This is a genomic window from Kribbella sp. CA-245084 (assembly GCF_050942355.1).
Lineage (GTDB): Bacteria > Actinomycetota > Actinomycetes > Propionibacteriales > Kribbellaceae > Kribbella.
Window position 1 is genome coordinate 6,871,895 of record NZ_CP192053.1, and the last position, 26,099, is coordinate 6,897,993.

Sequence of the window (26,099 nt, forward strand, 5' to 3'; positions counted from 1 at the left end):
CCGGACGATCGGCTGGCGAGCGGCTGTCGCTCGCTCTCGGTGACGGAGGATCTCATGCTGCATCCCTATCTCAGCCAGGCGATGGCCGACGCCAAGCACCAGGAGCTGCTGCGTCAGGCGGAGCGGTATCGCCTCGCCCAGGCAGCGCGGTCCGGACGGCCGCCCTGGCACGCTCGTTGGCGACGCACAGCGCGCGTACGGCGGTTTCTGTTCGCTACGTGGTTTCGACCATCCACAGGTGGCCGTCCGGGTCGGTGAAGGTCGCGAGGTAGGCCCACGGCTTCCGGACCGGCTCGGTGACGACCTTCGCGCCGGCGGTCACCGCCTTCGCCACCTGAGCGTCCACAGCGGCTTCTGACTCGGCGTGGATGCTGAGGATGCATTCGCTCTGGCCGTACGGTGCGGCGGGCTGGTCGCCCAGGACCCAGCTGAAGCCCTCGGTGGGTATGAGCATCATGGTTACGTCGTCCGCCAGGGCGAACTGCAAGGGCTCGGGGATGCCGTCGTCGGCCAGCTCGCCGACCGGCTTCAGGCCGAGAGCCTGCTGGTAGAAGGCGTACGAGCGGGGGCGGTCCTCGATCGGGAGGCTGATGATCATCGGGTTACTCCTGCGGTGAAGCGGGCGGCCAGCGGGCCGGACAGGTGGTTTGGTGGGAGGGTGCGGCCGCAAAGGATCAGTAGTAGGTGCTGCGCAGTTCCATTGAGCGGTGTGCCGGTGCCGTAGGTCCAGTCGAGGTCGGTGGCCTGCAGTTGGATGCCGGTCAGGTCGACACCGAAGTACTTGACCTGCCGCGGGTTCATGTCGTCGAGGATGTAGTGCAGTCGATCGGCCGGGACCTGGCGATCGATGCCTAGTGCAACGGTCACGTCGAGGCCGTGGATCACATCGTGGGACAGTGCGCCCACGTAGCCGCCACCCGGTGGCTTCCACGGGTGGTTGACGTTCTGGCGAAGGCATTCGACGAGTTCGGCTGATGACAAGGCAGCAGCGTCCGCGCGGGCCTGCCGGTCGGCGTACCGGTCGAACTTGCCGCCTGCCCGGATCAGTCCGGCGAGGAACCGTGGCGTCGAGATCCGGTACGGCATGGTGATGTGCGCGACCAGCTCCCGCACTCGCCACTCCTTGCACAACGTCGGACTGTCCCAATCTGGCAGTCCGGCCAGCACGTCCGCCAGCTCGGTGCGCTCGGCCGCAACCGCAGTTCTGATATCCGTCATACCCCACCGACGAACGACTCAGGACCGCACAGACACCTCGTGCAATCTTTTCTGGAGGTACAGCCGCTCCGCGTCCGTAGTCGCGAGTTCCAGGGCCTCTTCGTACGCCGTCTTTGCGTCGGGCCAGCGTTCTAGCCGGCGGAGGAAGTCGGCTCGGGTGGCCGGCAGGAGGTGGTAACCAGCCAGGGGGCCTTCGGCGAGCTCTTCGACGAGGCGGAGGCCGACCGCTGGGCCGTCCGCCATACCGATGGCTACCGCGCGGTTGAGCGTGACGACCGGAGTCTGTGGGAGCTGGGCGTACAGGGCTGCGATCTGTGGCCAGTCCGTGTCGGCTGCGGTGCGGGCGGTCGCATGGCAGGCGGCGATGGCGGCCTGCACCTGGTACGGGCCCGGAGCGCCACGGTCGAGAGCAGAGTCCAGCAGATCGACACCCTCTTTGATCTGGCTGTGGTCCCAGCGGGGGCGGTCCTGGTCATCAAGGGTGATGAGTGCGCCATCCTGAGCGAGCCGCGTATCGCGTCGCGCGTCGTGCAGCAGCATCAGAGCGAGGAGTCCGGCGGCCTCAGGCTCGGATGGCATGAGCTGGACGAGCAGTCTGGCGAGTCGGATCGCTTCACCGCTCAGATTGCTTCGGACGACATCGGAGTACCCCTCGTTGAAGAGCAGGTACAGCACGGCGAGTACGGCGGGCGTCCGCTGCGGCAGGAGATGCGCAGGGGGTACGCGGTACGGGATGCCGGCGTGCTGGATCTTCTGCTTCGCGCGGGTCAATCGTTTCGACATGGTCGTTTCCGGGACCAGGAATGCCCGCGCGATCTCCGCAGTACTCAGACCGGCCAGCGTGCGCAGCGTCAAGGCCACCCGCGCCTCCATGGCCAGTGCCGGATGGCAACAGGTGAACATCAACCGCAGCCGGTCGTCCGGTACGTCGTACGGCGGGTCCTGGTCGTCCTCGAGTGCAGCAACCTCACGCAGCTTGGCGGCACCCACCGCCTCACGACGCAGCCAGTCGATCGCACGGTTGCGTGCGGTCGTGGTCAGCCAGGCACCAGGCCGGTCCGGTACGCCGTCAACCGGCCATCGCTGGAGCGCCGCGGCGAAGGCCTCCTGCGCGCACTCCTCGGCGAGCTCCCAGTCGCCGGTCACCCGGATCAGAGTGGCGACCACCTGGGCCCACTCCTGCCGGTAGATGTCCTCCAACGTCACACCGGCGGCTCCAGCACCGGACGGATCTCGATCGTGCCGTAGCCGGCAGCCGGGTGTTTCGACGCGATCTCGATCGCCTCGTCGAGGTCGGCGCAGTCGATCAGCACGAAGCCGCCGATCTGCTCCTTCGTCTCGGCGAACGGCCCGTCGGTGAGCAGCAGCTCGTCGTCACGCACCCGCACGGTGGTGGCCTCGTGCGGCGGCCGCAGCCCCGCACCGCCCGCCACCACGCCCCGGGCCTCCATCTCCTCGGACCACCCGCCGCACCCGTCGTTCGCGTACTCGGTCGCGGAGGCATCACCGCAGATCATCAGCAGGTACTTCACCCAGCCATCGTCGCAGGTTTAGTGTCCTAAGTCGGGGGTTGGGCGAGCGATTTCGGTGGTCAGGTGCGTGCATCGGGGTGCTTGGGCAGTGGCCTCGATGCGGAGCATCGTGGGCGCTGGCCAAGTGCCGCGAGGTGCGTGCCTGGGCGCCGAAAGCGCCGTCCAACCCCCGACTTAGGACACTTGCTTCGAGAGCAAGGGAACTTCAAGCGGGAGGCATGCCATGACCGGACGGATCGTGCACTTCGAGGTGCCGTACGACGACGGTGAGCGAGCGCGGGCGTTCTACCGCGAGGCATTCGGGTGGAACCTGATGGAGATGCCCGAGATGAACTACACGATGGTGTCGACCGGACCGGTCAACGAGCAGTCGATGCCGTCCGAGCCCGGCTTCATCAACGGCGGCATGTACCAGCGCACCGGCGAGCTGACCCGCCCGATCCTGACCGTCGACGTGCCGGACATCGACGCCGCCTGGAAGACGATCGAGAGCCTCGGCGGCGAGCGGGTCGGCGAGAAGCTGCCGGTCGGCGACATGGGCTTCGCGGCGTACTTCAAGGACCCGGAAGGCAACATCCTGGGGCTCTGGCAGACCGCCTGACACCACCTGACACCACGGCGACCGGCTCCCGGAGGGCCAAGGTCTTGACAAGCTTGCGCAACTTGGCGCAATCTTGCCGAAACCTTGGCGCAACCTCTGGGAGCCTTCGTGAACCCCACCCTGACCGACGTCGCGCAGCGCGCGGGCGTCTCGCTCTCGACCGCGTCCCGGGCGTTCAGCGACCCGGACCGGATCGGCCGCGACACCTTGCGCCGGATCATCACCGCCGCGGAGGAGATCGGGTACGTCGCCTCGGCCGGCCGCCGCTCGCGGTCGAGCCTGCCGACCCGCTCGGCCACCGTGGCGATGATCGTCCCGGACATCGGCAACCCGGTCTGGGCGGGCTTCGTCAAGGCTGCCCAGGCGCACGGCTGGAACCGCCGCCAAACGGTCGTGCTGACCGATACCGACGGCAGCCCGGACCGCGAGCGGGAGATCATCGGCGAGTTGCACGAGCGCGTCGACGGGTTCGTCGTCTGCTCGCCGCGCCTGCCGGCGCACGACATCGTCGAGCTGTGCGGTGACACCCCGCTCGTCCTGGTGAACCGGACGAGCAACGAGACGAACAGCGTCGTACCGGACGCCGTGGACGGACTGCGCCAGGCGCTGGAGTACCTGCGCGTCCTCGGCCACGAGCATGTCGCGTACGCCCAGGGGTCGCCGCTGTCCTGGTCGAACCAGACGCGGGTGGAGGCCATCCAACAGCTCGCCGACCAGGCCGACATCGAGCTGGAAGTGCTCGGCTGGCAGGCGGAGACGGTGGCCGGCGGCCAGGCAGCGGCGGCCAGCGTCGTCGCCTCCGGCGCCACCGCGGTGATCGCCCACAACGACTTGATGGCGCTGGGCATCATGTCCGGCGCGGCCGCGCTCGGTGTCGAGGTGCCCGGCGAGCTGAGCGTGGTCGGCATCGACGACACCCCGCTCGCCGAGGTCGGCCGGCCGACGCTGACCAGCATCCAGGTGCCGATGTCGCGTGCCGGAGTGATGAGCATCGACATGCTCCACCAGCAATTGACCGCGGAGACGCCGGCCGAGCCTCGCACCATCACGCTGCCCACCCAGCTGGTCGTCCGCCAGAGCACCGGCCCGGTCGCCGGCTGGACGCCGGCCCGTCGCGATCGGAGCGACGGATGAGAGTCGTCATCACCGACCCCAACCTGCTGCCGTTGCGTTCTGAGCTCGAGGCTCTACTGCCTCACGCCGAGCTGGATTGGCTCCCGGACGAGCTCCTGGTCAGCCTCAAGTCCGCCGATGTCCTCGTCGGTCCGGCGTTCGACCAGGAGATGGCGGACGCGGCGCCGGGTCTCCGGCTCGTCCAGGTCGCCGGTGCCGGCACGGACCGGATCACCGCCGGTGGCGTACCGGTCGCGAACACCTATCACCACGAGGACTCGATCGCCGAGTACATCGTCTGGGCCTTGATCGCCCTTCGCCGTGAACTCCCCCAGGCTGACGCCGCACTGCGCACGAACCGCTGGCGCTCGCCCGTCTACGACCGGGCGCTCCCCCAGCCACAGACGCTGGCTGACGCGAAGGTCGGTTTCCTCGGCTTCGGTCACATCGGCCGGGCCACCTGGCGAGTCTTGCAAGCCTTCGGCGCCCAGGCCCAGGCCGTGACAGCGAGCGGAAATGCCGATGGGCTCAGCTGGGCCGGTGACACGAGTCAGCTCCCGAGACTGCTGGAAGAGTCCAATGCTCTCGTCGTCTCTGCACCGCTGACCGAGGACACCCGCGGCATCATCGGCACCGCAGAGCTCGAGCAACTCGGCGCCGACGGCGTACTCGTGAATGTTGCCCGCGGCCCGCTGGTCCAGGAGCAACCGCTGTACGACGCTCTGCGCAACCGTACGATCCACGGCGCCGCTCTGGACGTCTGGTACTCGTACCCGTCGAGCGGCGACCAAGCCCAACCCGCCAAAGCCCCGTTCGGCGAGCTCGACAACGTCCTGCTCACGCCGCACCTGTCCGGGATCACCCGGCAGACGTTCCGCGGCCGCATCCACGACATCGCAGCGAACATCGCGGCCCTTGCCGAGGGCAACGAACTGCGCAACCTACTCTGAAGGCAGCCGCCATGAGCGATCGCATCATCGCCGCCGAGGTCATCGTCACCAGCCCCGGCCGCAACTACGTCACCCTCAAAGTCCAGACCGCGGAAGGCCTCGTCGGATACGGCGACGCCACCGTCAACGGCCGCGAACTCGCCGTCGCGAGCTACCTGCGCGACCACGTCGTACCGCTGCTGACCGGCCTCGACCCGGCGCGGATCGAGGACACCTGGCAGTACCTGTACCGCGGGGCGTACTGGCGCCGCGGCCCGATCACAATGGCGGCGATCAGCGCGGTCGACCTGGCCCTGTGGGACATCAAGGGCAAGGCGGCCGGGATGCCCGTGTACCAACTGCTCGGCGGCGCGGTCCGCGACAAGGTCCTCGCCTACACCCACGCATCGGCGTGGGAGCTGCCTGCGCTGCTTGACGAGGTCGACGCGCGGAGGCAGGACGGGTTCCGGGCGGTCCGCGCGCAGTCCGGCGTACCAGGGCTGGAGACGGTGTACGGCGTGCATCGCGACGCCGGCGGATACGAGCCGGCGAAGCGTGGCGCCGTACCGGCGGTCGAGTCGTGGGACACCGACGCGTACCTGCGCCACATCCCTGGTGTGCTTACGGCGGTCCGTGAGCACGTCGGCCCTGAGCTGGCGTTGCTGCATGACGCGCACCACCGGCTCACCCCACAGCAGGCCGCGCGGCTCGGCAAGGCGCTCGAACCCGCGGACCTGTTCTGGCTCGAGGACGTGACCCCGGCTGAGAACCAGGACGCGTTGCGCCTCGTCCGGCAGCACACCACCACCCCGCTCGCGATCGGCGAGGTGTTCAACTCGATCTACGACTGCAAGGACCTGATCACCGAGCAGCTGATCGACTACATCCGCGTCGCGGTCGCGCATGCCGGCGGGATCAGCCACCTGCGCACGATCCTCGCCCTAGCCAGCGTGTACCAGGTCAAGGCGGCACCGCATGGCCCGTCCGACGTTTCGCCGGTCTCGTTCGGTGCGAGCGTCCACCTCGGATTGTCGACGCACAACTTCGGCATCCAGGAATACATGGGGTACGACGCGCTCGCGCACGAGGTCTTCCCGCATTCGTGGTCGTTCAGCGACGGCTACCTGCACCCGGGTGAAGCGCCCGGCCTCGGCGTCGAGCTCGACGAGACGCTGGCCGCGAAGTTCCCGTACGAACCCGCCTACCTGCCCGTCGCGCGCCGGCTCGACGGCTCTGTGACCGACTGGTGAGCGCGTTGAACCGCACCTCGGTATCCCAACACCTCCTGGCCGGACCGCCCGCGGGCACTGGCATCGTGCACCTAGGCCTCGGCAACTTCCATCGAGCTCACGAGGCCGTCTACACAGCGAAGGCCGGCGACGGCTGGGGGATCCTCGGTGTCGCGAGCCGCTCGGCCGAGGTCGCCGACGCGATGAACGCGCAGGACGGTCTCTACTCGGTACTCGAGCTGTCGCCCGAGGGCTCGTCGATCAGCGTGCCCGGTGTCCACACCGGCGCGATCGTTGCCGCCAGCAACCCCGCTGGGGTGGTCGACGCCATCGCCGCCGAGGACACCCGCATCGTCTCGATGACTGTGACCGAGCACGGCTACTGCATGGACCCCAGCACTCACCGGCTCGCACTGGATCACCCCGGCATCGTCGCGGACCTGTCCGGCATCACACCGCGCACTGTCATCGGCCAGATCGCTCGTGCGCTGGAACGCCGGGCTGAGACGCACGGCGCGCCGATCACCGTCCTCAACTGCGACAACATGCAGTCGAACGGGAACCAGACGCGCGAGCTGATCCTCGAGTTCCTGCGCGGCAGCAAGGCCGAGAGCTGGATCGCGGAGAACGTCGCCTTCCCGAACTCGATGGTCGACCGGATCGTGCCCGCGACCACGGATGCCGACCGCGCGGCGGCGTACGAGCTGCTCGGGGTGCGCGACCGCAGTCCGGTGCCGGCCGAGCCGTTCACGATGTGGGTGATGGAGGACCGGTTCACCGCCGGGCGACCGGCCTGGGAGCGGGCCGGCGCGATCTTCTCCGACGAGGTCGAGGCCTACGAGTTGCTCAAGCTCCGGCTACTGAACGGCACCCACTCCCTGATCGCGTACCTCGGTGCGCTCGACGGGCACGCGACGATCCCCGAGGCGCGCGCCACCGGTTTCATCGAGGCCGCTGCCCGGGCGGTCCTCGAGGACGAGTACCTGCCGACCGTCACGCTGCCGCGCGACTTCGACGTCAAGGCGTACATCGCCTCGCTGTTCGAGCGGTGGTCGAACGACGCGCTCGGTCACCGGACCCAGCAGGTCGGCAGCGACGGATCGGTCAAGCTCCCGCAGCGGGTCCCCGAGCCCGCGCTCGAACTGCTGAAGCAGGGCGTGATGCCCGAACACCTCGCGCTCACGGTCGCCGCGTGGCTGTGTTGCGTCGTACCCCTGTCCGGGTTCGATCCCGGTCCGCATGCGCGGGCGATGGTCGATCCGGCCCGCGAGCGGCTCGGGGCGCTCGCGGCGCAATCCCGCAGTACCGAGGAACTGGTCCGGTCGGCGATCGGACAGGTCTTCTCCACAGAACTTGCCGAGAGCAATGACTTTGCCCGGCGCGTGACCGACTACGTCGCCGTCATCACCCGTGACGGCGTCCGCGCCGCGGCCCGTGAGGCCGCGCGCTCCCGTACGTCCCGGCCGCACGCATCGCCCGCGGCCTGAGACCCCGAAGGAATCCGCCATGGAACCCCAGCCCTCGGCCCCTGAGCCGACCCCGCAGGAGACCCGCCGCACCGCCCTCGCCGGCCTGATCGGCACCGCGCTCGAGCAGTACGACTTCGTCATCTACGGGACCGCGTCCGCGCTGGTCTTCAGCCATCTGTTCTTCCCCAACATCTCCGCGACGGCCGGGCTGCTGGCGAGCTTCAGCGCGTACGCGGTCGGCTTCTGTGCGCGGCCGCTCGGCGGCCTGTTCTTCTCGCGGTACGGCGATCGGCTCGGGCGCAAGTGGATCCTGGTGGCCACGTTGACCCTGATGGGCGTCGCGACGATGGCGATCGGTGTGCTGCCGACGTACGAGTCCGTGGGCGTCTGGGCGCCGATCCTGCTCGTGCTCAGTCGGTTCCTGCAGGGCTTCGGCGCCGGCGCCGAGCAGTCCGGCGGCGCAACCCTGCTGACCGAGACGGCCGTGCGCGGCAAGCGTGGGCGGCTGGCGGCATTGATCATGACCGGTGCCGCGGCGGGTACGGCGCTCGGTGCCGGGGCGTGGGCGCTGGTCCAACTGCTTCCCGACGATCAGTTGATGTCGTGGGGCTGGCGGCTGGTGTTCCTGAGCAGCGCCTTCGTCACGATCGCGGCGTACATCCTGCGGCGGAAGCTGAAGGAGACGCCGGTCTTTTCCGAGATCAAGGCGGAGCGTACGGCGGCTGCCGCCCCGGTGCGCGAGGTGTTCCGGAACGGCAAGAAAGCCGTTGCCCTGGTCACCTTGATGACGGTCGGGCTGAGCGTGCAGTCGTACACGTACCAGGTGTTCATGGCCTCCTACCTCAAAGGCACCGTGAAGATCGACGCGCAGACCGTCCCGGAGATCCTGCTGGTGGGAGCGATCTTCGGCGGCATCGGCGCGGTCGTGCTCGGGTACCTTTCCGATCTGTTCGGGCGGCGGCCGTTGTTCCTCGGCATCACCGGGCTCCTGCTGCTCCTGCCGTTCCCGACGTTCATTGCCTTGAGCACCGGTAATCTCACCGTCATCTACCTGGCCATGATCATCGGCTTCGTCTTCGCCTGCCAGGGCGGGGTCGCGGTGACGATGAGCTACTTCCCGGAGCTGTTCGGCAGCCGGTACCGGTACGCCGGTGTCACGCTGGGGCGCGAGTTCGCCGCCGTACTCGGTGGTGGTTTCGCACCGCTGATCGCCGTCGCGCTGATGGGCGCCTTCGACTCCTGGGTGCCGGTCGCGATCTACATGACGGTCGCGATGGTGATCACGTTCGGCGCTGGACTGGCCGCGCCGGAGACCCGCGACCGCGACCTGCTCGCGCCGGAGAATGCCACCGACCGCACCCCGATAGCCGGGACCGCAACGGCACCCGTCACCGCCACGGCCTGAAGGAGAGACATGAAGGCGATCGTCATCCGGAGCAAGCTCGACCTGATCGAGACCGAGCTGCCGACCCCGGAACCGCAGGCCGGCGAGGTTCGCCTCCGGATGGCGTACGGCGGGATCTGCGGGTCCGACCTGCACTACTACCACGACGGCGCGAACGGCTCGTTCGTCGTCCGCGAGCCGCTGGTGCCCGGTCACGAACTGTCGGGCACCGTCGATCTCGACCCGTCCGGGGAGTTGGCGCCCGGCACACCGGTGACCATTCATCCGGCCACCTTCGGTACTCCGGAGCCCGGCATCGAGGACCGCCCGCACCTGTGGCCGAACGGCGCCTACCTCGGCAGCGCGTCCACCTGGCCGCACACACAGGGCGGCCTGAGCGAGTTCGTTGTCGTAGGCAAGCACATGCTCCGGGCCCTGCCGTCCTCGCTGCCGCTGCGCCGTGCGGCGCTCGCCGAGCCGCTCGCCGTCGGGCTGCATGCTTTGCAGATCGCCGGCGGCGTGAAAGACCGGCGCGTGCTGGTCTCAGGTTCGGGCGCGATCGGCCTGCTGACTGCAGCCGCAGCACTGGCTGCCGGTGCGATCGAGGTGGTCACAACGGACGTCCTCCCGGGCCCACTGCAGCGTGCCCGGGAGCTCGGCGTGCATGGCACACTCCAGGTTGGCACGGACGAGATCCCGTCCGGGTACTTCGACGTCACGCTCGAGTGCACCGCCGTACCGGCCGCGATCAGCACCGCGATCGACGCAGCCCGCCGCGGCGGAATCGTCGTACTGGTGGGCATTCCGGCCGACGAGCCGCGTGGCGTGAACCTCGCTCCGGTGGTCTCCCGCGAACTGCAGGTCCGGGGCACCCTCCGCTTCAACAACGAGATCGACCACGCGATCGAGCTCCTGGACGCAAATCCAGGGCTCGAGCGCGTGATCACCCATGAGTACCCGGCTGATCAAGCCGTCGAAGCCTTCGCAACCGCGACCGACTCCAACACCTCCGGCAAAGTCCTGCTGTCCCTCTGGGTCTAACTCTGGAGGTGCCGCATCGAGCCGTAGCGGGTGGTGAGGCGTTCGAAGTCGGTCGGGTCGAACAGACTGCACTCGCCGGCGCCGTAGGTCTTGGCGGCTTCGATGCAGAAGCGGGCGGCCGACTCGACGCTGGCCAGGTCGGTCGCGCCGGTGCCCGAGCCCGGCACTGCGGTCTCGGTGGTGATCGCTACACCCACCACCGGCGCCGTGGTCGCGGTGCACGGCTGCAGGATCGAGTTCACGTGGTAGACGTCGTTCCCGTACGGCGTGATGTCCTGCATCGTCAACGGGAGTACGGCGGGCAGCCGGCCCGTGACCTGGGAGGCGAGGTCGAGGAGGTCCTCGCTGACGCGGAGGATCCAGCCCTCCTTGACCGTCGGCGAGATCGCGAACCCGTGGTGGTTCACGATCCGGTTGCCCTTGGTGGTGTCGACCGAGAGGATCGCGTCCATCGCGGGCTCGACCTCGTGTTCGTTCATCGCGCCGACGTCCACCGGCGAGTCCATGAACGGGACCGGGTCGTGCGGCCGGGTCGGCGCGTCCGGGCAGACGTGGGTCGCGACGATCACGTCACCCGGCAACTGGTCGCCGCGGCGGAGCATCTTGCCCAGCTTGCCGGCAACCGCGAGTGACACCAACGCTCCGTCGCCGTCGGATACGAACCCGATCCGCTCCGGTCGCGCACCGAGTCCGCCGAGCCGCCCGATCACCCCGAGCGTCGGCGCATCTCCGCCGGCGACCCGGCCGCGGCTGCCCGGGATGACCGCCCGCACGAAGTCCGTGCTGCCCTTGCCACCCTTCACCGTCGTCACACTGACGTCGTCGACACCGCGCTCCCGCAGCCACGCCGCCACCGCTTCACCCGAAGCAGCCGCGTCGTCGAGAACGTCATACAGATCAAGAACCTCACGCCAAGCCATATGTGTATCTCCTAGTCAGAATTTCGTCTTGATCAGGCTGTTGCCGAAGCCCCACAGGGCGTCGCCGGCGATGAAGCCCGCGGCGGCGATGGTCATCTGCGACTCGGCCTCGGGGCCCTTCCAGCGGCGGTACGCGATCCGCAGCACGATCCCGGCGAGCACGGTCCAGCCAGCGATCGGGTTGACGATCAACGTGCCGGTGGCGAGCAGGATGCCCATCTGCCGCTTCGGGCCGCCGATCGCCTGGATGATCGCGCCGGGCACCGCCCACAGCAGCAGCTTGCCGATCAGGCCCGGGTCGACGCCGGCCTGGATCGTCTTCGCGTAGACCTGCACGATCGGTGGGAACTGGCCGCGGTCGAAGTACACGTGGTAGGTCAACGCGACGACTGCGGCGGCGACCGCCATACCGATCACGCCCGCGAACAATTGTTGCCGACGGCCCGCAAGTTCGAAGCCGGGATCCGCTCCACGGCCGCGGAGCAGCCAGCCGGCCTTGAAGTCGTACCCCGCGTCGGCGAACGCCGGCCCGCCCGCCGCGATGAAGCCGACGAGCAGTGCGAGCGCGATCGGCGGGAACCCGAGCAGCATCCCGATCGTGAGGAAGATCAGCGAGGTCGCGAACGACGGGAACCAGCCGGAGTGCATCGCGGACAGCCCGACGATGAACTCGGCGATGATGCACGACACGGCGGCGTACAGCACCCACAGCACGAGCTGTCCGACGCCGAGATCGCCGATCAGGCCGCCCGTGATCGCGAGCAGGATCGCTGCGCCGACGTACAGCACGAAGCCGCGGGCGAGCCCGCGTCCGGCGGCCGAATCGTCGCGGGTGTAGGTCTCGGTCTTCGGCTCCGACGGCGCCTGCCTACTGCGGAAGACAACCACCAGAGCCTGGATCAGAGCGACCAGACCGGCGCCGACCATCAGACCGTGGGGGATGTAGTGCGCTGCGATGTCCACGCCGAACCAGTCCGCGCTGTAGCCCCGTGCCAACAGCCCGACCCCGAACATCGTCAGTGCGACGACGTTCCCGATGAACGCGACACCGAACGCCGACATCGGTATCCCGAGCCACGATCCGAGCAGGCCGACCGCCGTACCTGCACCGAGCAGCGCAGCTCGTTTGCCGCCTTCGTCACCGGCCTTGATCGCCTCGGCCGCAGCGACGCCCGGCGGCCACGCGGCCTTGCCCGGGAAGACCTTGGAGTCGTAGAGCCAGTACAGCATCACGAAGTCGATCAGCATCGCGAGGCCCGCGCCGATCAGCATCGGCCAGACCAGACCTGGCCGGCCGAGTACGACGGGGATCGCGATCGGCAGCAGCAGCGAGTTGGCCGCCGCGAAGGTCGCCGTGGAGATCGTCGACTGGACCAGGTTCTGCCGGTGCACCGACCGGAACGGACGCAGTACGGCGAGCGGCACCCGGCTGATCGCGATCGCGACCAGGACGCCGATCAGTGCGGTGTTCGGCGTGACGCCCAGCGTGGTGATGATCTGCAGCCCGATGACCGAGCCGACGGCCGCGCAGATGATGAGCAGGACGAGGGTTGCCGGCTCGAAGGCCCGTGGGTGCTTCGTGGTCTGTGACTTCGTCGGAATGGTCATGTCAGCTCCGCAGTTAGTCGTGCGACGACAGAACGTGAGAGGACCACTGGGAGCCCGGAAGCGTCCGCGGCCGCTTGCCGATGCTCCTGCGTGTATCCCATGCAATCGAGAACCAGCAGCTGGGCACCTTCGGCAGCCAACTCACGCGCCGCCTTCTCCAGCTCGGTCAGCCCGGGTTGGTACGGCGTGGCCCACGCGACCTTGATCTTCTCGTCGAGGTGCTCGAACTTCTCGTACGACTGCTGCTCCTGCTCCGCCAGCGGACACACCACGCCCACCAGCGAGTCACCCGCCAGAGCGGACAGCCCCGCGCTCATCAACGGTCCAGCCAGCAACAGCGGACGACTGTGCCGGAACGCCGGGAACTCGCCGGTGCAGACGATCAGTACGACGTCCGCCCCGCCCGCCTCGAGGATGTCGATCGCAGCCTGCAGCCGCGGCAGGATGCCGGCCCGGCCGATCACGACCGACGAGCCGTCCCGCAGGCGCGTGGTCAGCGTCTCGTCACCCGGCTCCGGAGCCAGCGCCGCGAGACCGGCGGGCGACAACCCGTCCAGCGCGCCACGTTCCCGTACCTCGACCGACGGGGGCAGCCACTGCCGCATCTCCGGCACCATGTCGCTCCGCGGCGACTGCCCGATCGTCACAACTCCGAGGACTGTCATGCCGACGAGAGTCGGGGAACTGCTGCGGCATCTGCAACAACTTCTCGTTATATGAGAGACCAAATCGATAATCGGGCGATTGCGCTACCGTTCTGGGCGTGGAGCAATCACCGCTGCAGACCGTCGACCGGGCGCTGCAGATCCTGATCTCGTACTCCGAGCAGCGGCGGGACTGGGGTGTGATGGAGCTCGCCGACGAGCTCGGCATCGACAAGTCCTCCGCGCAACGACTGCTCGCGGCGCTCGCGTTCCGCGGGTTCCTGCGACCGGATCCGATCAGCCGCCGGTACAGCCTCGGGCCGACGATGTGGCGGATGGCCGCGCTGTGGGAGCGCACCGGCGGGCTCGCCGCGCTGGCCGACGGCGTACTCGCGCGGCTCGCGCAGGACACCGAGCGGACCGCGACGTTCACGATCCCGGACGGCTTCCACGTGCGTTGCATCGCAGCGGTCGACGGCGGCGGTGGACCGCTCCGCAGTCACCCGCTCGTCGGCGACCTCTATCCGGCACACGCCGGCGCGACGTCCCGTGCCTACTTCGCCTTCCTGGACCGCAACGAGCGCCGCGCGCTGCTCTCCGGGCGGCCGTTCGCGCGGTTCACCGATCTCACCGAGGTCGACGAGGCCGCGCTCGAGCAGGTCTTCGAGGACACCGTCCGGACCGGCTGGGCATTCTCCGACGGCGAGTACGACGCGGCCACCCGCGCGATCGCCGCGCCGGTCCGGCTCGGCCGTCGCCCGATCGGCTCCCTGACCGTGGTCGAGGGCAAGTCCGAGGAGCTGCCCGACGACATCCACGACCACGTCCCACGGTTGCTGGAGGCAACGGAAGAACTGTCGAACCTGCTCGCCCACCGCACGCCCGCCCGCCGTCGCTAAGGATCCCTGTGGAACTGCTTCTGCTCTCGAACTCCGCCACCCACGGCCGCCCCTACCTCGACCATGCCCGCGATGCCGTCCGCAACCTGCTCGGCGACATCGACGAGCTTGTGTTCGTCCCGTACGCGCTCGCCGACCACGACGCGTACCTCTCGACGGTCCGGACGGCGTTGGAGCCGCTCGGCGTTTCCGTTGTCGGGCCTTCCGATGCGGCCTTGCAGTCGGCGAGCGCGATCTTCGTCGGCGGCGGGAACACCTTCCGGCTGGTGAAGACGTTGCAGCTGAACGGCCAGTTGGACCTGATCCACGACCGGGTGCGGGGCGGTACGCCGTACATCGGGTCGAGCGCGGGGACGAACCTGGCCGGGCCTTCCTTGCGGACGAGCAACGACATGCCGATCGTGCAGCCGCCGTCGTTCGAGACCCTCGGGCTGGTCCCGTTCCAGCTCAACCCGCACTACCTCGACCCGGACCCGACGTCCACGCACCAGGGCGAGACGCGGGAGGTACGGATCACCGAGTTTCTCGAGGAGAACGACGTACCGGTGCTCGGGCTTCGGGAGGGGACGTGGCTGCGGTTGCGCGGTGAATCGCTCCTGCTGGACGGGCTTCCGGCCGGGGCGCGGCTCTTCCGCCGGGGGGCCTCGCCTGAGGAGATCGCGGTCGGCAGGGACCTGTCCGAGTTGATGTCGCTCACGCCTCGGTTCGACGTACACCAGTAGTTCATAGTGGAGTGCCTAGACTGCGAGGTGTGTTGGCTCCGGTGGTGTCCTCGGGAGGACTGAATGCCTGACCGTATCCAGACCATTGCGTATCCGGCGCCGGGATCCCGGCCCTCGCGGCGGGATCCGGATCCGCTCGCGCCGCATGTCATCGTGCTGTTCGGGGCGACCGGTGATCTGGCCAAGCGCAAGCTGCTGCCGGGGCTGGCCTATCTGCAGCAGTCCCGGTTCACGCCCGACGTACGCATCATCGGTACGGCGACCGAGGAGATGACGTCGGACGAGTTCCGCGCCCGCGCCCGGGAGGCCGTCGAGACGTTCGGGATGCACAAGCTGACCGACGAGCAGTGGTCGCAGTTCTCCGAGACGCTCGACTACGTGCCGGTGACGGCCGGGCCGGAGGCGCTGGCGAACGCGGTGAAGGCGGCCGAGGAGCACCTCGGCCCCGACGTACGCCGGTTGCACTACCTGTCGGTGCCCCCGAAGGCGGCCCAGTCGGTGATCGCGATGCTGCGCGACGCGGACCTGGTCGACCGGGCGCGGGTGGTGATGGAGAAGCCGTTCGGCGACGACCTGGCCAGCGCGATCAAGCTCAACGACTTCGTCCACGAGACCTTCGACGAGTCGCAGGTCTTCCGGATCGACCACTTCCTCGGCAAGGAAGCGGCGCTGAACATCCTCGCGTTCCGGTTCGCGAACGGCCTGTTCGAACCGATCTGGAACCGGAACTTCATCGACCATGTGCAGATCGACATCCCGGAGTCGCTCGGGCTGGACCAGCGCGCCACCTTCTACGAGCCGACCGGCGCGTTCAAGGACATGGTTGTCACGCACCTGATGCAGGTGATGTCGTTCGTCGCGATGGAGCCGCCGACGGCCCTGGAGCCGCGGGCGATCTCGGAGGAGAAGAACAAGGTCTTCCGCTCGATGCTGCCGCTCGACACCGCCTGTGTTGTGCGCGGCCAGTACGGCGGCTACCGCAGCGCGGAAGGCGTCGCGCCCGACTCCGACACCGAGACGTTCATCGCGCTGAAGGTCGAGATCGACAACTGGCGCTGGGCCGGCGTGCCGTTCTTCCTGCGGACCGGCAAGAAGATGGCCGAGGGCCAGCGGATCATCTCGATCGCCTTCAAGGAGGCGCCGAAGACGATGTTCCCGGCCGGCTCCGGCGTCGGCTCGGAAGGCCCGGACCACCTCACCTTCGACCTGGCGGACTCGTCGCGGGTGTCGCTGTCGTTCTACGGCAAGCGCCCCGGACCGGGGATGCGGCTGGAGAAGCTGTCGATGCAGTTCTCCACCCAGGAGACCGAGAGCGCGGGCGACGTACTCGAGGCCTACGAGCGCTTGATCCTGGACGCGATGCGCGGCGATCACACCTTGTTCACCACCGCCGAGGGCATCGAATCGCTCTGGGATCGCGCCGCCCCGCTCCTCGACGACCCGCCGCCTGTCAAGCCGTACCAGGCCGGCACCTGGGGCCCGAACGCGATCCACCAACTGATCGCTCCGCGCGCCTGGCGCCTCCCCTTCGAAAGGGAGTGGCGGGAGTAGCCCATTGCCGTCCTGCCCGCCTAGGCGCACTATCGAGGATGTGATGTAAGTCACGAACACCTCGAGGGTGCGAGGAGGTGGGCGAATGACGGGCACGAAGACGCATCTCACTGGGGAGCGGGCGCCGTGTGGGCGGCTCGGGGATGCTGATCGAAGCCAGGAAGACGACTTCGAGGGCTTCCGGTTCGACGACATGCTGTTCGCCTGTGGATGCCGGCAGATCCGGCACGAGTTCCACGACGGCAGCGTCCGGATCCGCACGGTGCGGCACGACGGCAAGGTGCTGATGGACGAACACAGCGGCGACCACGAAGCCTGACCATGGCGACCTATCACGACGTCGTGGTGATCGGAGGCGGCGGCGCCGGGTTGAGAGCTGCCATCGCGGTGGCCGAGACCAACCCGGCGCTGCGCGTTGCGGTGATCTCCAAGGTCTACCCGATGCGCAGTCACACGGTGTCCGCGGAGGGCGGCGCCGCCGCTGTCGCCGGGGCGGACGATTCCCTCGACGAGCACGCCTACGACACCGTGTCCGGCAGTGACTGGCTGTGCGACCAGGACGCGGTCGAGGCGTTCGTCGCCGAGGCGCCCCGCGAACTACTCCGGCTCGAGCACTGGGGTTGCCCGTGGAGCCGGCAACCGGACGGGAAGGTCGCCGTCCGCGCGTTCGGCGGCATGAAGAAGATGCGCACCTGGTTCGCCGCCGACCGGACCGGGTTCCACCTGCTGCACACGCTCTTCCAGACCGCACTGTCCTACTCCGACATCGTCCGGTACGACGAGTGGTACGTCACCAAGATCCTGGTCGACGACGGTCGCGCGTACGGGGTCGTCGCGATCGAACTGGCGACCGGGCGGATCGAGACGATCACCGCGAACGCCGTGATCATCTGCACCGGCGGCTGCGGACGGGTCTTTCCGTTCACAACGAACGCCAACATCAAGACCGGCGACGGGATGGCCCTCGCGTACCGTGCCGGGGCCGCACTCAAGGACATGGAGTTCGTCCAGTACCACCCGACCGGCCTGCCGTTCACCGGCATCCTGATCACCGAGGCGGCCCGGGCCGAAGGCGGGTGGCTGCTCAACAAGGACGGCTACCGCTACCTGCAGGACTACGACCTCGGTACGCCGACACCGACACCGGTCCTGCGCAACATGGAGCTCGGCCCGCGGGACCGGCTGTCGCAGGCGTTCGTGCACGAGGTGGAGAAGGGCCGCACGATCGACACGCAGTACGGCCCGGTGGTCAACCTGGACCTGCGGCACCTGGGCGCGAAACTGATCGACGCCAAGCTGCCGTTCGTCCGTGAGCTGTGCTCGAAGTACCAGAACATCGACCCGGTGCGTGAACTCGTCCCGGTGCGGCCGGTCGTGCATTACATGATGGGGGGCATCCACACCGACATCCACGGCGCCACGTCGCTCGAGGGTCTGTACGCCGCCGGCGAGGTCGCCTGCGTCAGCATCAACGGCGCCAACCGGCTCGGCTCGAACTCTCTCCCGGAGTGTCTGGTCTTCGGCAACCGCGCCGGGCGGGCCGCCACGGTGTTCGCCGGCCGTTACCACCGCGCCGTACCGGCGTCGATCCTCGCGCAGGGCCGGGACGAGGAGCAGCGGGTGGCCGGGGAGTTGCGGCGGCACGCGGACGAGCACGAGCGGATCGCGGACATCCGGACCGAGATGCAGACCACGATGGAGAACGGCGCCGGGATCTACCGCGACGGCGACTCGCTCACCAAGGCCGGCCATCGGCTGGCGGAGCTGCAACTGCGCTTCCGGCACGCGGCGATCGACGACCACAGCACGAATTTCAATACCGAGCTGATCGCGTGGCTCGAGCTCGGGTTCATGCTGGACATTGCCGAGACCATCATTGCCTGCGCGGCCCGCCGGGAAGAGTCGCGCGGCGCACACCAGCGGACCGACTTCCCGGCCCGCGACGACGAACGTTTCCTGACGCACTCGCTGGTACGACGTCAACCGGACGGAACCAGCCGCGTCACGTATCTCCCGGTGACGATCACTCGCTGGCCGCCGGGAGAACGGGTGTACGGGAGGTAGCGATGGCAGACGAGATCACCCTCGAGGTCGCACGCTATCGGCCGGGGGTCGACTCCGAGCCGGTGATGCAGTCGTACCAGGTCCCGCTGCGTGAGCACTGGGCGATCCTGGACGGCCTCACCTACATCAAGGACCAACTCGACGGCACGCTGTCGTTCCGGTGGTCGTGTCGGATGGGCATCTGCGGCAGCTGCGGTATGACAGTGAACGGCGAACCCGAGCTGAGTTGCGCCACCTTCCTGACCGACTACGCCCCAGGTCCCGTCCGGGTCGAGCCGTTGCGCAACTTCCCGGTGATCCGCGACCTGGTCGTCGACATCGACGACTTCATGACCAAGCTGCCGACGGTCAAGCCGTGGATCGTCCGGGACGTGCACAGCCCGGTCGAGGAAGGCGAGTACCTGCAGACACCCGAAGAACTCGACGAATACAAGCAGTTCAGCATGTGCATCAACTGCATGCTGTGCTACTCGGCCTGCCCGGTCTACAGCCTTGACCAGGACTTCATCGGCCCGGCCGCGATCGCCCTGGCCCAGCGGTACAACCTGGACTCGCGCGACGAGGGTGCGGACGACCGTCGCGCCGTACTGACGTCGCCGGAAGGGATCTGGTCCTGCACGTTCGTCGGTGAGTGCAGTGCGGCGTGCCCCAAGGGTGTGGATCCGGCCGGTGCCATCCAGCGGTACAAGCTGACCGCGGCGACCCAGTCGATCAAAGAACTGCTGATGCCTCGGATGCGGACTTCTCGGGGCAAGGGATGAGCGTTTATCAGCGGCCGGTCCACTTGTTCTGGTGGCTGGAGCGACGTTCGTACGTGTTGTTCGTGCTGCGGGAGCTCAGCAGTGTGTTCATCGCATGGTTCGTGGTTTTCCTCCTGTTGCTGGTCAACGCGATCAGTGACGGTGCGGCGTCGTACCAGAAGTTCCTGGACTGGAGTGGGCACTGGTGGGTGATCGCGATCAACGTGATCGCTTTTCTGTTCGTGGCACTACACGTGGTGACGTGGTTCGCGCTCGCGCCGCGGGCAATGGCGATCAAGGTGCGTGGGCGTCGGCTGCCGCCGGGTCAGGTCGTTGCCGCGCACTACCTGGCGTGGTTGGTGCTCTCCGCGATCATCGCGTGGGTGGTCCTGAAATGAACCGCCGGCCAACTCCTGAACCGTTCCTCTGGATGCTGTTCAGCTCCGGGGGCATGGTGGCGGCGCTGATGGTGCCGATCCTGCTGTTCCTGTTCGGCATCGCATTCCCACTCGACCTGTTGCCGGCGCCTGATCATGCTCACCTCTCCGCAGTACTGCACAACTGGATCACCCGCCTGGTGCTGTTCGGACTTTGTGTCCTTGCTTTGTTCCATTGGGCGCACCGGTTCCGCTACACCTTGTACGACGGCCTCCAGCTGAAGCGGTACGCGGTTCCGATCGTGGCGCTGTGCTACGGCGGCGCGGTCGTCGGATCCGTCATCGCCGCCGCTTTGCTGGTGACGGTCTGACCTCACGTCCGGCCGCCCCTGAGCTGTGTTTTAGGCTGCCCGCATGCGGGAGATTTTGGTCATCGGCGTCGGTGCGGGCGATCTGGAGCAGGTGACGATGCAGGGCGTGTCGGCGCTGAACCGGGTCGACGTGTTCTTCGTGCTGGACAAGGGCGAGGTCAAGCAGGAGCTGGTCGACCTGCGGTCGGAGATCCTGCGCCGGTACGCGACGTCGAAGGATTACCGGGTCGTGGTCGGCCGCGACCCGGAGCGGGACCGCACGACTTCGGCGTACGTCGAGGCTGTGGACGACTGGCGGCGGCGCCGGGCCGATGTGTGCGCGGAACTGATCGCGTCCGAGCTGGGTTCGGATCAGGTGGGGGCGTTCCTCGTCTGGGGCGATCCGTCGCTCTACGACAGCACACTGGCGATTCTCGACGACATCCAGGCGCGGGGTGAGCTCTCGTTCGAGGTCGAGGTGATTCCGGGGATCAGTAGCGTGTCGACGCTGGCTGCGCGGCATCGGGTCGGGTTGAACCAGGTGGGTCGGCCGATCCAGATCACCACCGGACGGCGGCTCGCAGCCGGCTGGCCGGAGGGTGTGGACGACGTGGTGGTGATGCTCGACGCGCAGACGGCGTTCACCGAGCATCTCGACCAGGACGCGGACATCTATTGGGGCGCGTACCTCGGGACGCCTGACGAGATCCTCATCTCCGGTCCGTTGCGCGAGGTCGCGTCCGAGATCGAGAAGGCCCGCGCCGAGGCCCGCGACCGCAAGGGCTGGATCATGGACACCTACTTGGTACGGCGACCCTCCAAGTAGTGAATTGGGGTGGACTGCCGCCCAGGAAGCTGTCGACACGACGTGACAGATTCGCGCTCTGTCTCAGGTGGGTGACAGGATTGCCTCTATGGCCGACTCTCTCCTCGATCGAGCGATCTACTCGTACCCCGACGTAGACCGCCTCGTCGGCCTGTATTCGGGAACCGCCCGACGCTGGCTGGAAGGATACGAGCGCGGTGGCCGGTTCTACGACCCGGTACTGCGTACCGAGCCGACGGGCGGGGACGCGGTGACGTGGGGTGAAATGGTCGAGGCGAGACTCCTGGCCGAGTTCCGCAGCCGCGACGTGCCGGTGCAGCGCCTGCGCCCCGCGATCATTCGGCTTCGCAACGAGTTCGGACGCTATCCGCTCGCACATGCACGCCCATTCCTCGATGTCGAAGGCCGTGAGCTGGTCAGGATCGTCCAAGAGGAGCTAGGGCTCGAGCGTCCGTTACAGCTCGTAGTGGTTCGCAATGGTCAGCTGGTGCTCGCTGAGTCTGCGAAGCGGTTCAGCACAGCAGTCGAGTATGTCGGCGACATCGTTGGGCGACTGAAGCCCGACGCCCGTACGCCCGATGTGATGATGGACCCGAGTCGATCCTTTGGGCAGCCGTCTGTCCGCAACGTTCGCACCGAGTCTCTTGCCGAGGACTTCCGAGCAGGTACGACCCGCGAGGCGCTGGCCGACCTGTACGACCTCAGTCCGGAGCAGGTCGACAGCGCAATTCGGTTCGAACTGATCGCTGGTCGCGCCGTCTGATGGCTGCAGCTCTCGGACCGGTGTACTTCACCGACGAGAACACCTTGGGTCTCGGCAAGCTGCTGCGCCGCAGCGGACGCGATGACATCGTCTACCCCGGACATGAAGATCTCACCGAGGTGCCGCTGGGCACGCTCGACGTCGACTGGATGCCGATCGTCGCGAAGAACGGCCTCGTCGTTGTGACACGGGATCGGCGGATCCGCACGAGACCCGTCGAGCTGCGGGCGTACACGGAGCTCGGTATCCGGTCGGTGTGGATCGGGGCCAAGCAGGATTTAGGCCCCCACGATCAGCTGGAGCTGTTCCTCAAGCACGAACCTCGGCTTCGGCGCGAGATCACTAAGCGGGGCCCGGCCCATGGGCACTAGCAATGAGCGTGTCCGGAGTCAGGCCTCTGCATCTGCGAGGCGAGCACTAGACCAAAGTCGTAGTCGCTCTGGCCGCCGGACCGAAGCCTTCGTCCTACCGCCTGATCGAGGCTGCAGGCATGAAGAAACTCTTGGTGATCATGACGGCCGCCTTGGCGCCGGTGGGGCTGCTGGTGGGCCTCGCCGGGCCGAGTGACGCGGCTCAGCAGGACGTCGTACGGACCGACAAGGGACTCGTTGCGAGCAAGACCGTCGGCGACGCACAGGTCTTCGACGGGATCCCGTACGCCGCTCCCCCGGTCGGCCCGCTGCGCTGGAAGGCGCCGCAGCCCGCCAAGCCGTGGACCGGCGTACGCGAGTCGAAGCTCGGCAACGCGTGCCCGCAGCAGCCGAACTCGGAGGCACCGGACGGCTCGTCCACCGAGGACTGCCTCTACCTGAACGTCACCACACCGACCAAGCCCTCCACGAAGCCCCGCGCCGTCGTGGTGTGGATCCCCGGCGGCGGGTTCTTCTCCGGCGCCGGCAACAGCTACGAGGCGTCGAAGTTCGCCTCCCGCGGCGACCTGGTCGTCGTGACGGTCAACTACCGGCTCGGCATCTTCGGCTTCTTCGGATATCCCGGGCTGCCGGGCTCCGGTACGTATGGCCTCCAGGACCAGCAGGCTGCCCTGCGGTGGGTGCAGCGGAACGCGCGGGCCTTCGGTGGCGATCCGCACAACGTGACCGTCGCCGGTGAGTCCGCAGGTGGCATGAGTGTCTGCGCCCAGCTGACCTCGCCGACCTCAACCGGCCTGTTCGCGAAGGCGATCATGCAGAGCGGATCCTGCGAGTTCAACTGGGCCGCCAACAGCCAGTACCCCGGCCAGGCGGCGGACTCCCCGTGGATCCCGGCCGGCACAGTGCAGTCCAACGGCAAGGAGTGGGCTGCCGACAACAAGTCCGAGCTCGGCTGCAAGCCCGGACAGTCCATGCTCGACTGCCTCCGCGCCGCGAAGTCCGACGTACTGGTCGACGACACGCTCGCGTTCACCCAGATCGGGTACGGCGGGACAGCCGTCGTACCGCTATCACCTGCTCGGGCGTTGAAGGCCGGACTGTTCCACCGGGTGCCGATCATCTCGGGGAACAACCACGACGAGGCCAACGGATGGCTGGCGGCCTTTGGCGACATCAAGGACTACCCGCAACTGGTGAAGAACATGGTCGGCGCGTCGAAGGCTCCTCAGGTGCTGCAGCAGTACCCGCAGGCTCGGTACGACTCGCCTGCCGCAGCGTGGGGCGCTGTGACCACAGATCGGATCTGGTCGTGCACGCAGGTCTCTTCGGACCAGCAGGCGGCCGGCAAGGTACCTGTGTATGCGTATGAGTTCGCCGACAAGCACTCGCCGATCGCTGCACCCGGACTGGGCGCCGCGCACGCCATGGAACTGCCGTACCTGTTCCGGCTCGGCGGGTACGACTTCCCGATGTCGGAGGCGCAGCAGACGCTGTCGAACCAGATGATCGACTACTGGACGGCGTTCGCCCGGACCGGCAACCCGAACGGGGCCGGCCGGCCGCAGTGGTCGCCCACCGGTGTACGCGAGGTCAAGGGCCTCTCGCTCGCGCCGACGGACCAGACCGGCATCCAGCAGGTCAATCTGAGCGCTGAGCACCAGTGCGGGTTCTGGTCGACCTTCTCCTCCACACCGGCATGAGGACCGGCGACAGGAGCAGGAGGAGCAGCGCGTAGAAGTTCACTCCGGGGACGAGAGCCGCCAGGAGGAAGGCGACAACCGTCAGCCCGGTCAGCAGCAGGGAGCCGACCAGTTCCCCGCGGCTGACCGGGTTGTCCGGCTTCTCGAGCTCCTTGTGCCCGTGGATCATCCAGGTGATCGCCGTCTGGCAGACGCTGAGCGCCAGGATCGTGCCGGTGTACACCCCGGCGGTGAACCGGTCGCTCGGGAAGGCACCGATGATCTCGGTCGGGAACGGCAGGACGACGATCGTGAGCAGCCACAGCAGGTTCAGGCGCATCATCGCCGTGGTGTACCCGCGAACATGCTCGAACAGCCGGTGGTGGCCCAGCCAGAAATTGGCGATCACGACGAAGCTCAGCAGGAACGTGAAGATCTCCTGCCAGTGGTCGCTGATCACGCTGACCGCGTCCCCGCCTTCGGCCTTCACCTCTGGCACCAGGTCGACCAGCGGCAGCACCAGCAGCGTGATGGCGATCGCGACAACCGCATCGGTGAACAGGACCAGGCGGTCAGGGTCTCTCGTCGTACTCACGGCCGAAAGAGTAGCCGTCAGGTGTGTCGTTCGCGGAGCAGGCTGATCGACAGGACGGCCGCGGCGAACACGAATCCGGCTGCGGCGAGCCATGCTGCGCCGTACCCGTCTCTTAGTGCTTGGAGGCTGCCCTGGGCTGCTCTGTGCGCGGTGGTCCAGGCTGCGAGGGTCGCTAGTACTGCGGTGCCGATGGCCGCGCCGGCTTGCTGCGCGGTGTTGTTCAGCCCGGAGGCCAGTCCGGCGTCGCTGGCGTCCGCACCGGACATGGCGAGCATGATCGCGGCTGGGATGGCCACGCCGATACCAGCGCCCATCACTGCGAGCACAGGACCCACGTTGACGACGTACGAGCCGTCGACCGGCGCCTGGCTGATCCAGAGCAGTGCCACGAGGAACACGACGAGGCCGGCGATCAGCATCTTGCGCGGGCCGAACCGGACGGTGAGGCGTGGGGCGATGGACAGCGACATCAGTGCGTTCATGATCGGCGCGGGCAGGAACGCCAGGCCGGTGGTGAGCGAGTCGTAGCCGAGCACACGCTGCACATACAGCGCGGTGGTGAACTGGAAGCCGAAGCCGGCGGCGAAGAGCAGCACGACCACCACGTTGGCCACGCTGAGCTGACGGCGCCGGAAGATGCGCAGGGCAAGCAGTGGGTTGTTGATGCGTGCCTGGCGTCCTACGAAGGCAGCCAGAAGTGCTATGGACGCCGCTGCCTGCAGGAGGGTGCGGGTGAGCGTTGCGTTGGGCTCTGCGGTCTGGACGATCGTGTAGACACCCAGGGACAGGCCTGCGGTCACCAGCACAGCACCTAGTACGTCGGCACCTCTGGCGAGGCCGAGTCCGGGCTGGTGCGACAGCAGCCGTACTGCGAACGCCAGCGCGGTCGCGCCGATCGGTACGTTGATCAAGAACGCCCAGTGCCAGCCGACGGTCTGCGTGATCACCCCACCGAGAATCAGCCCGATCGACGCACCACTCGCCGCCGTGAAGCTGTAGACACCCATGGCGCGCGCCTGCTCTCCCGGAGCCGGGTAGAGGTTCACGATCATCCCCAGGATCACCGCCGAGGCCAGCGCTCCGCCTACGCCTTGCAGGAAGCGGCCGGCGATCAGCACCTCCGCGTTGCCCGCCAGCCCGCACAGGAGTGACGCCGCCGTGAAGAGGGCGAGGCCGGCCAGGAAGATCCGCTTGCTGCCGATCAGATCACCGATCCGCCCGGCGAGCAGGAGGAGTCCGGCGAAGGCGATCAGGTACGAGTTCATCACCCACGCCAGGCCCGCCTGCGAGAACCCCAGGTCGCCTTGGATCGTCGGCAACGCCACCGTCACCACGGTCCCGTCGAGGATGATCATCAACTGCATCACGCACAGCACCACCAGCGCCTTGGCCCGCCCTCGCAGTACCGCCGGCTCCACCACGTCCACACTCACGGTCTTCTCCTCAGTCGGTCGTCTTGAAAAGACCATAACAG

At 67.8% G+C, this 26,099-nt stretch carries 28 protein-coding genes; 19 read left to right on the forward strand and 9 right to left on the reverse strand.

What is annotated here, in order from left to right; genetic code table 11:
• Positions 1 to 214: 214 nt before the first annotated feature.
• The 4 genes from ACQPYH_RS32530 to ACQPYH_RS32545 are packed head-to-tail and all read right to left on the reverse strand — an operon-like array spanning position 215 to position 2,750.
• Positions 215 to 598, reverse strand: a complete 384-nt coding sequence (locus tag ACQPYH_RS32530; RefSeq protein ID WP_432879204.1) for a VOC family protein — start codon at positions 596 to 598, stop codon at positions 215 to 217.
• The gene (locus tag ACQPYH_RS32535; protein ID WP_432879207.1) at positions 595 to 1,218 is read right to left on the reverse strand and encodes a maleylpyruvate isomerase family mycothiol-dependent enzyme; all 624 of its coding nucleotides are present in this window, start codon (positions 1,216 to 1,218) and stop codon (positions 595 to 597) included. The genes ACQPYH_RS32530 and ACQPYH_RS32535 overlap by 4 nt, the downstream gene beginning before the upstream one ends.
• An 18-nt stretch (positions 1,219 to 1,236) precedes the next feature.
• A complete protein-coding gene (locus tag ACQPYH_RS32540; RefSeq protein ID WP_432879210.1) occupies positions 1,237 to 2,424 on the reverse strand; it encodes an RNA polymerase sigma factor in 1,188 nt (395 codons plus the stop codon).
• Entirely contained in the window at positions 2,421 to 2,750 is a 330-nt protein-coding gene (locus ACQPYH_RS32545; RefSeq protein ID WP_130448576.1) for a YciI family protein, read from the reverse strand. Before ACQPYH_RS32545 ends, ACQPYH_RS32540 begins: the two co-directional genes overlap by 4 nt.
• A 223-nt stretch (positions 2,751 to 2,973) precedes the next feature.
• Here ACQPYH_RS32545 and ACQPYH_RS32550 point away from each other — a divergent pair, with 223 nt between their 5' ends.
• From ACQPYH_RS32550 to ACQPYH_RS32580, 7 genes are all read left to right on the forward strand, one after another.
• Entirely contained in the window at positions 2,974 to 3,351 is a 378-nt protein-coding gene (locus tag ACQPYH_RS32550; protein WP_363878231.1) for a VOC family protein, read from the forward strand.
• Positions 3,352 to 3,459: 108 nt separating this feature from the next.
• Positions 3,460 to 4,485 (forward strand): LacI family DNA-binding transcriptional regulator, encoded by a 1,026-nt coding sequence (locus tag ACQPYH_RS32555; RefSeq protein WP_432879213.1) that lies wholly within the window; start codon positions 3,460 to 3,462, stop codon positions 4,483 to 4,485.
• The gene (locus ACQPYH_RS32560) at positions 4,482 to 5,414 is read left to right on the forward strand and encodes a 2-hydroxyacid dehydrogenase (protein ID WP_432879216.1); all 933 of its coding nucleotides are present in this window, start codon (positions 4,482 to 4,484) and stop codon (positions 5,412 to 5,414) included. Before ACQPYH_RS32555 ends, ACQPYH_RS32560 begins: the two co-directional genes overlap by 4 nt.
• Before the next feature lie 11 nt (positions 5,415 to 5,425).
• Complete coding sequence (gene manD / locus ACQPYH_RS32565) at positions 5,426 to 6,643, forward strand: D-mannonate dehydratase ManD (RefSeq protein WP_432879218.1); 1,218 nt, start codon at positions 5,426 to 5,428, stop codon at positions 6,641 to 6,643.
• The gene (locus ACQPYH_RS32570) at positions 6,640 to 8,109 is read left to right on the forward strand and encodes a mannitol dehydrogenase family protein (RefSeq protein WP_432879221.1); all 1,470 of its coding nucleotides are present in this window, start codon (positions 6,640 to 6,642) and stop codon (positions 8,107 to 8,109) included. The genes manD and ACQPYH_RS32570 overlap by 4 nt, the downstream gene beginning before the upstream one ends.
• Before the next feature lie 19 nt (positions 8,110 to 8,128).
• On the forward strand, positions 8,129 to 9,496 hold the full coding sequence (locus ACQPYH_RS32575) for an MFS transporter (protein WP_432879223.1): 1,368 nt from the start codon (positions 8,129 to 8,131) through the stop codon (positions 9,494 to 9,496).
• A gap of 9 nt (positions 9,497 to 9,505) precedes the next feature.
• Entirely contained in the window at positions 9,506 to 10,516 is a 1,011-nt protein-coding gene (locus tag ACQPYH_RS32580) for a zinc-binding dehydrogenase (protein ID WP_432879226.1), read from the forward strand.
• Here the strand turns inward: ACQPYH_RS32580 and ACQPYH_RS32585 are convergent.
• The 3 genes from ACQPYH_RS32585 to ACQPYH_RS32595 are packed head-to-tail and all read right to left on the reverse strand — an operon-like array spanning position 10,513 to position 13,709.
• Positions 10,513 to 11,436 carry a DUF1177 domain-containing protein gene (locus ACQPYH_RS32585; protein WP_432879229.1) on the reverse strand — a complete coding sequence of 308 codons (924 nt, stop codon included), beginning with the start codon at positions 11,434 to 11,436 and terminating at the stop codon, positions 10,513 to 10,515. The two genes, ACQPYH_RS32580 and ACQPYH_RS32585, sit on opposite strands and share 4 nt — an antisense overlap.
• 15 nt (positions 11,437 to 11,451) lie before the next feature.
• Entirely contained in the window at positions 11,452 to 13,044 is a 1,593-nt protein-coding gene (locus tag ACQPYH_RS32590) for an OPT/YSL family transporter (protein WP_432879232.1), read from the reverse strand.
• Positions 13,041 to 13,709 (reverse strand): AroM family protein, encoded by a 669-nt coding sequence (locus ACQPYH_RS32595; RefSeq protein ID WP_432879235.1) that lies wholly within the window; start codon positions 13,707 to 13,709, stop codon positions 13,041 to 13,043. Before ACQPYH_RS32595 ends, ACQPYH_RS32590 begins: the two co-directional genes overlap by 4 nt.
• 98 nt (positions 13,710 to 13,807) lie before the next feature.
• On the opposite strand from ACQPYH_RS32595, the gene ACQPYH_RS32600 reads away from it, so the two are divergent.
• The 12 genes from ACQPYH_RS32600 to ACQPYH_RS32655 all read left to right on the forward strand — a co-directional run bounded on the left by ACQPYH_RS32600 (position 13,808) and on the right by ACQPYH_RS32655 (position 24,051).
• Entirely contained in the window at positions 13,808 to 14,587 is a 780-nt protein-coding gene (locus ACQPYH_RS32600; protein ID WP_432879238.1) for an IclR family transcriptional regulator, read from the forward strand.
• A gap of 8 nt (positions 14,588 to 14,595) precedes the next feature.
• A complete protein-coding gene (gene pepE / locus ACQPYH_RS32605; protein ID WP_432879241.1) occupies positions 14,596 to 15,309 on the forward strand; it encodes a dipeptidase PepE in 714 nt (237 codons plus the stop codon).
• A 63-nt stretch (positions 15,310 to 15,372) separates the two neighbouring features.
• A complete protein-coding gene (zwf, locus tag ACQPYH_RS32610) occupies positions 15,373 to 16,860 on the forward strand; it encodes a glucose-6-phosphate dehydrogenase (protein WP_198682092.1) in 1,488 nt (495 codons plus the stop codon).
• A gap of 85 nt (positions 16,861 to 16,945) precedes the next feature.
• Entirely contained in the window at positions 16,946 to 17,179 is a 234-nt protein-coding gene (locus ACQPYH_RS32615) for a hypothetical protein (protein WP_432879243.1), read from the forward strand.
• 2 nt (positions 17,180 to 17,181) lie between these two features.
• On the forward strand, positions 17,182 to 18,924 hold the full coding sequence (gene frdA / locus ACQPYH_RS32620) for a fumarate reductase (quinol) flavoprotein subunit (RefSeq protein WP_432879245.1): 1,743 nt from the start codon (positions 17,182 to 17,184) through the stop codon (positions 18,922 to 18,924).
• Positions 18,925 to 18,926: 2 nt separating this feature from the next.
• Positions 18,927 to 19,685, forward strand: a complete 759-nt coding sequence (locus ACQPYH_RS32625; protein ID WP_432879248.1) for a succinate dehydrogenase/fumarate reductase iron-sulfur subunit — start codon at positions 18,927 to 18,929, stop codon at positions 19,683 to 19,685.
• Positions 19,682 to 20,062 (forward strand): fumarate reductase subunit C, encoded by a 381-nt coding sequence (locus tag ACQPYH_RS32630; RefSeq protein ID WP_432879250.1) that lies wholly within the window; start codon positions 19,682 to 19,684, stop codon positions 20,060 to 20,062. The genes ACQPYH_RS32625 and ACQPYH_RS32630 overlap by 4 nt, the downstream gene beginning before the upstream one ends.
• Complete coding sequence (gene frdD, locus ACQPYH_RS32635; protein WP_432879252.1) at positions 20,059 to 20,412, forward strand: fumarate reductase subunit FrdD; 354 nt, start codon at positions 20,059 to 20,061, stop codon at positions 20,410 to 20,412. Before ACQPYH_RS32630 ends, frdD begins: the two co-directional genes overlap by 4 nt.
• Before the next feature lie 43 nt (positions 20,413 to 20,455).
• On the forward strand, positions 20,456 to 21,217 hold the full coding sequence (gene cobF, locus ACQPYH_RS32640; RefSeq protein WP_432879254.1) for a precorrin-6A synthase (deacetylating): 762 nt from the start codon (positions 20,456 to 20,458) through the stop codon (positions 21,215 to 21,217).
• Between the two features lie 88 nt (positions 21,218 to 21,305).
• A complete protein-coding gene (locus ACQPYH_RS32645) occupies positions 21,306 to 21,980 on the forward strand; it encodes a DUF433 domain-containing protein (RefSeq protein WP_432879257.1) in 675 nt (224 codons plus the stop codon).
• The gene (locus tag ACQPYH_RS32650) at positions 21,980 to 22,351 is read left to right on the forward strand and encodes a hypothetical protein (RefSeq protein ID WP_432879259.1); all 372 of its coding nucleotides are present in this window, start codon (positions 21,980 to 21,982) and stop codon (positions 22,349 to 22,351) included. The genes ACQPYH_RS32645 and ACQPYH_RS32650 overlap by 1 nt, the downstream gene beginning before the upstream one ends.
• A 119-nt stretch (positions 22,352 to 22,470) precedes the next feature.
• The gene (locus ACQPYH_RS32655; protein ID WP_432879262.1) at positions 22,471 to 24,051 is read left to right on the forward strand and encodes a carboxylesterase/lipase family protein; all 1,581 of its coding nucleotides are present in this window, start codon (positions 22,471 to 22,473) and stop codon (positions 24,049 to 24,051) included.
• Here ACQPYH_RS32655 and ACQPYH_RS32660 read toward each other — a convergent pair.
• Together ACQPYH_RS32660 and ACQPYH_RS32665 are read right to left on the reverse strand one after the other, a co-directional pair.
• Positions 23,990 to 24,625, reverse strand: a complete 636-nt coding sequence (locus ACQPYH_RS32660; protein WP_432879264.1) for a TMEM175 family protein — start codon at positions 24,623 to 24,625, stop codon at positions 23,990 to 23,992. The two genes, ACQPYH_RS32655 and ACQPYH_RS32660, sit on opposite strands and share 62 nt — an antisense overlap.
• Positions 24,626 to 24,642: 17 nt before the next feature.
• Complete coding sequence (locus tag ACQPYH_RS32665; RefSeq protein WP_432879267.1) at positions 24,643 to 26,058, reverse strand: MFS transporter; 1,416 nt, start codon at positions 26,056 to 26,058, stop codon at positions 24,643 to 24,645.
• Between the last annotated feature and the right edge of the window lie 41 nt (positions 26,059 to 26,099).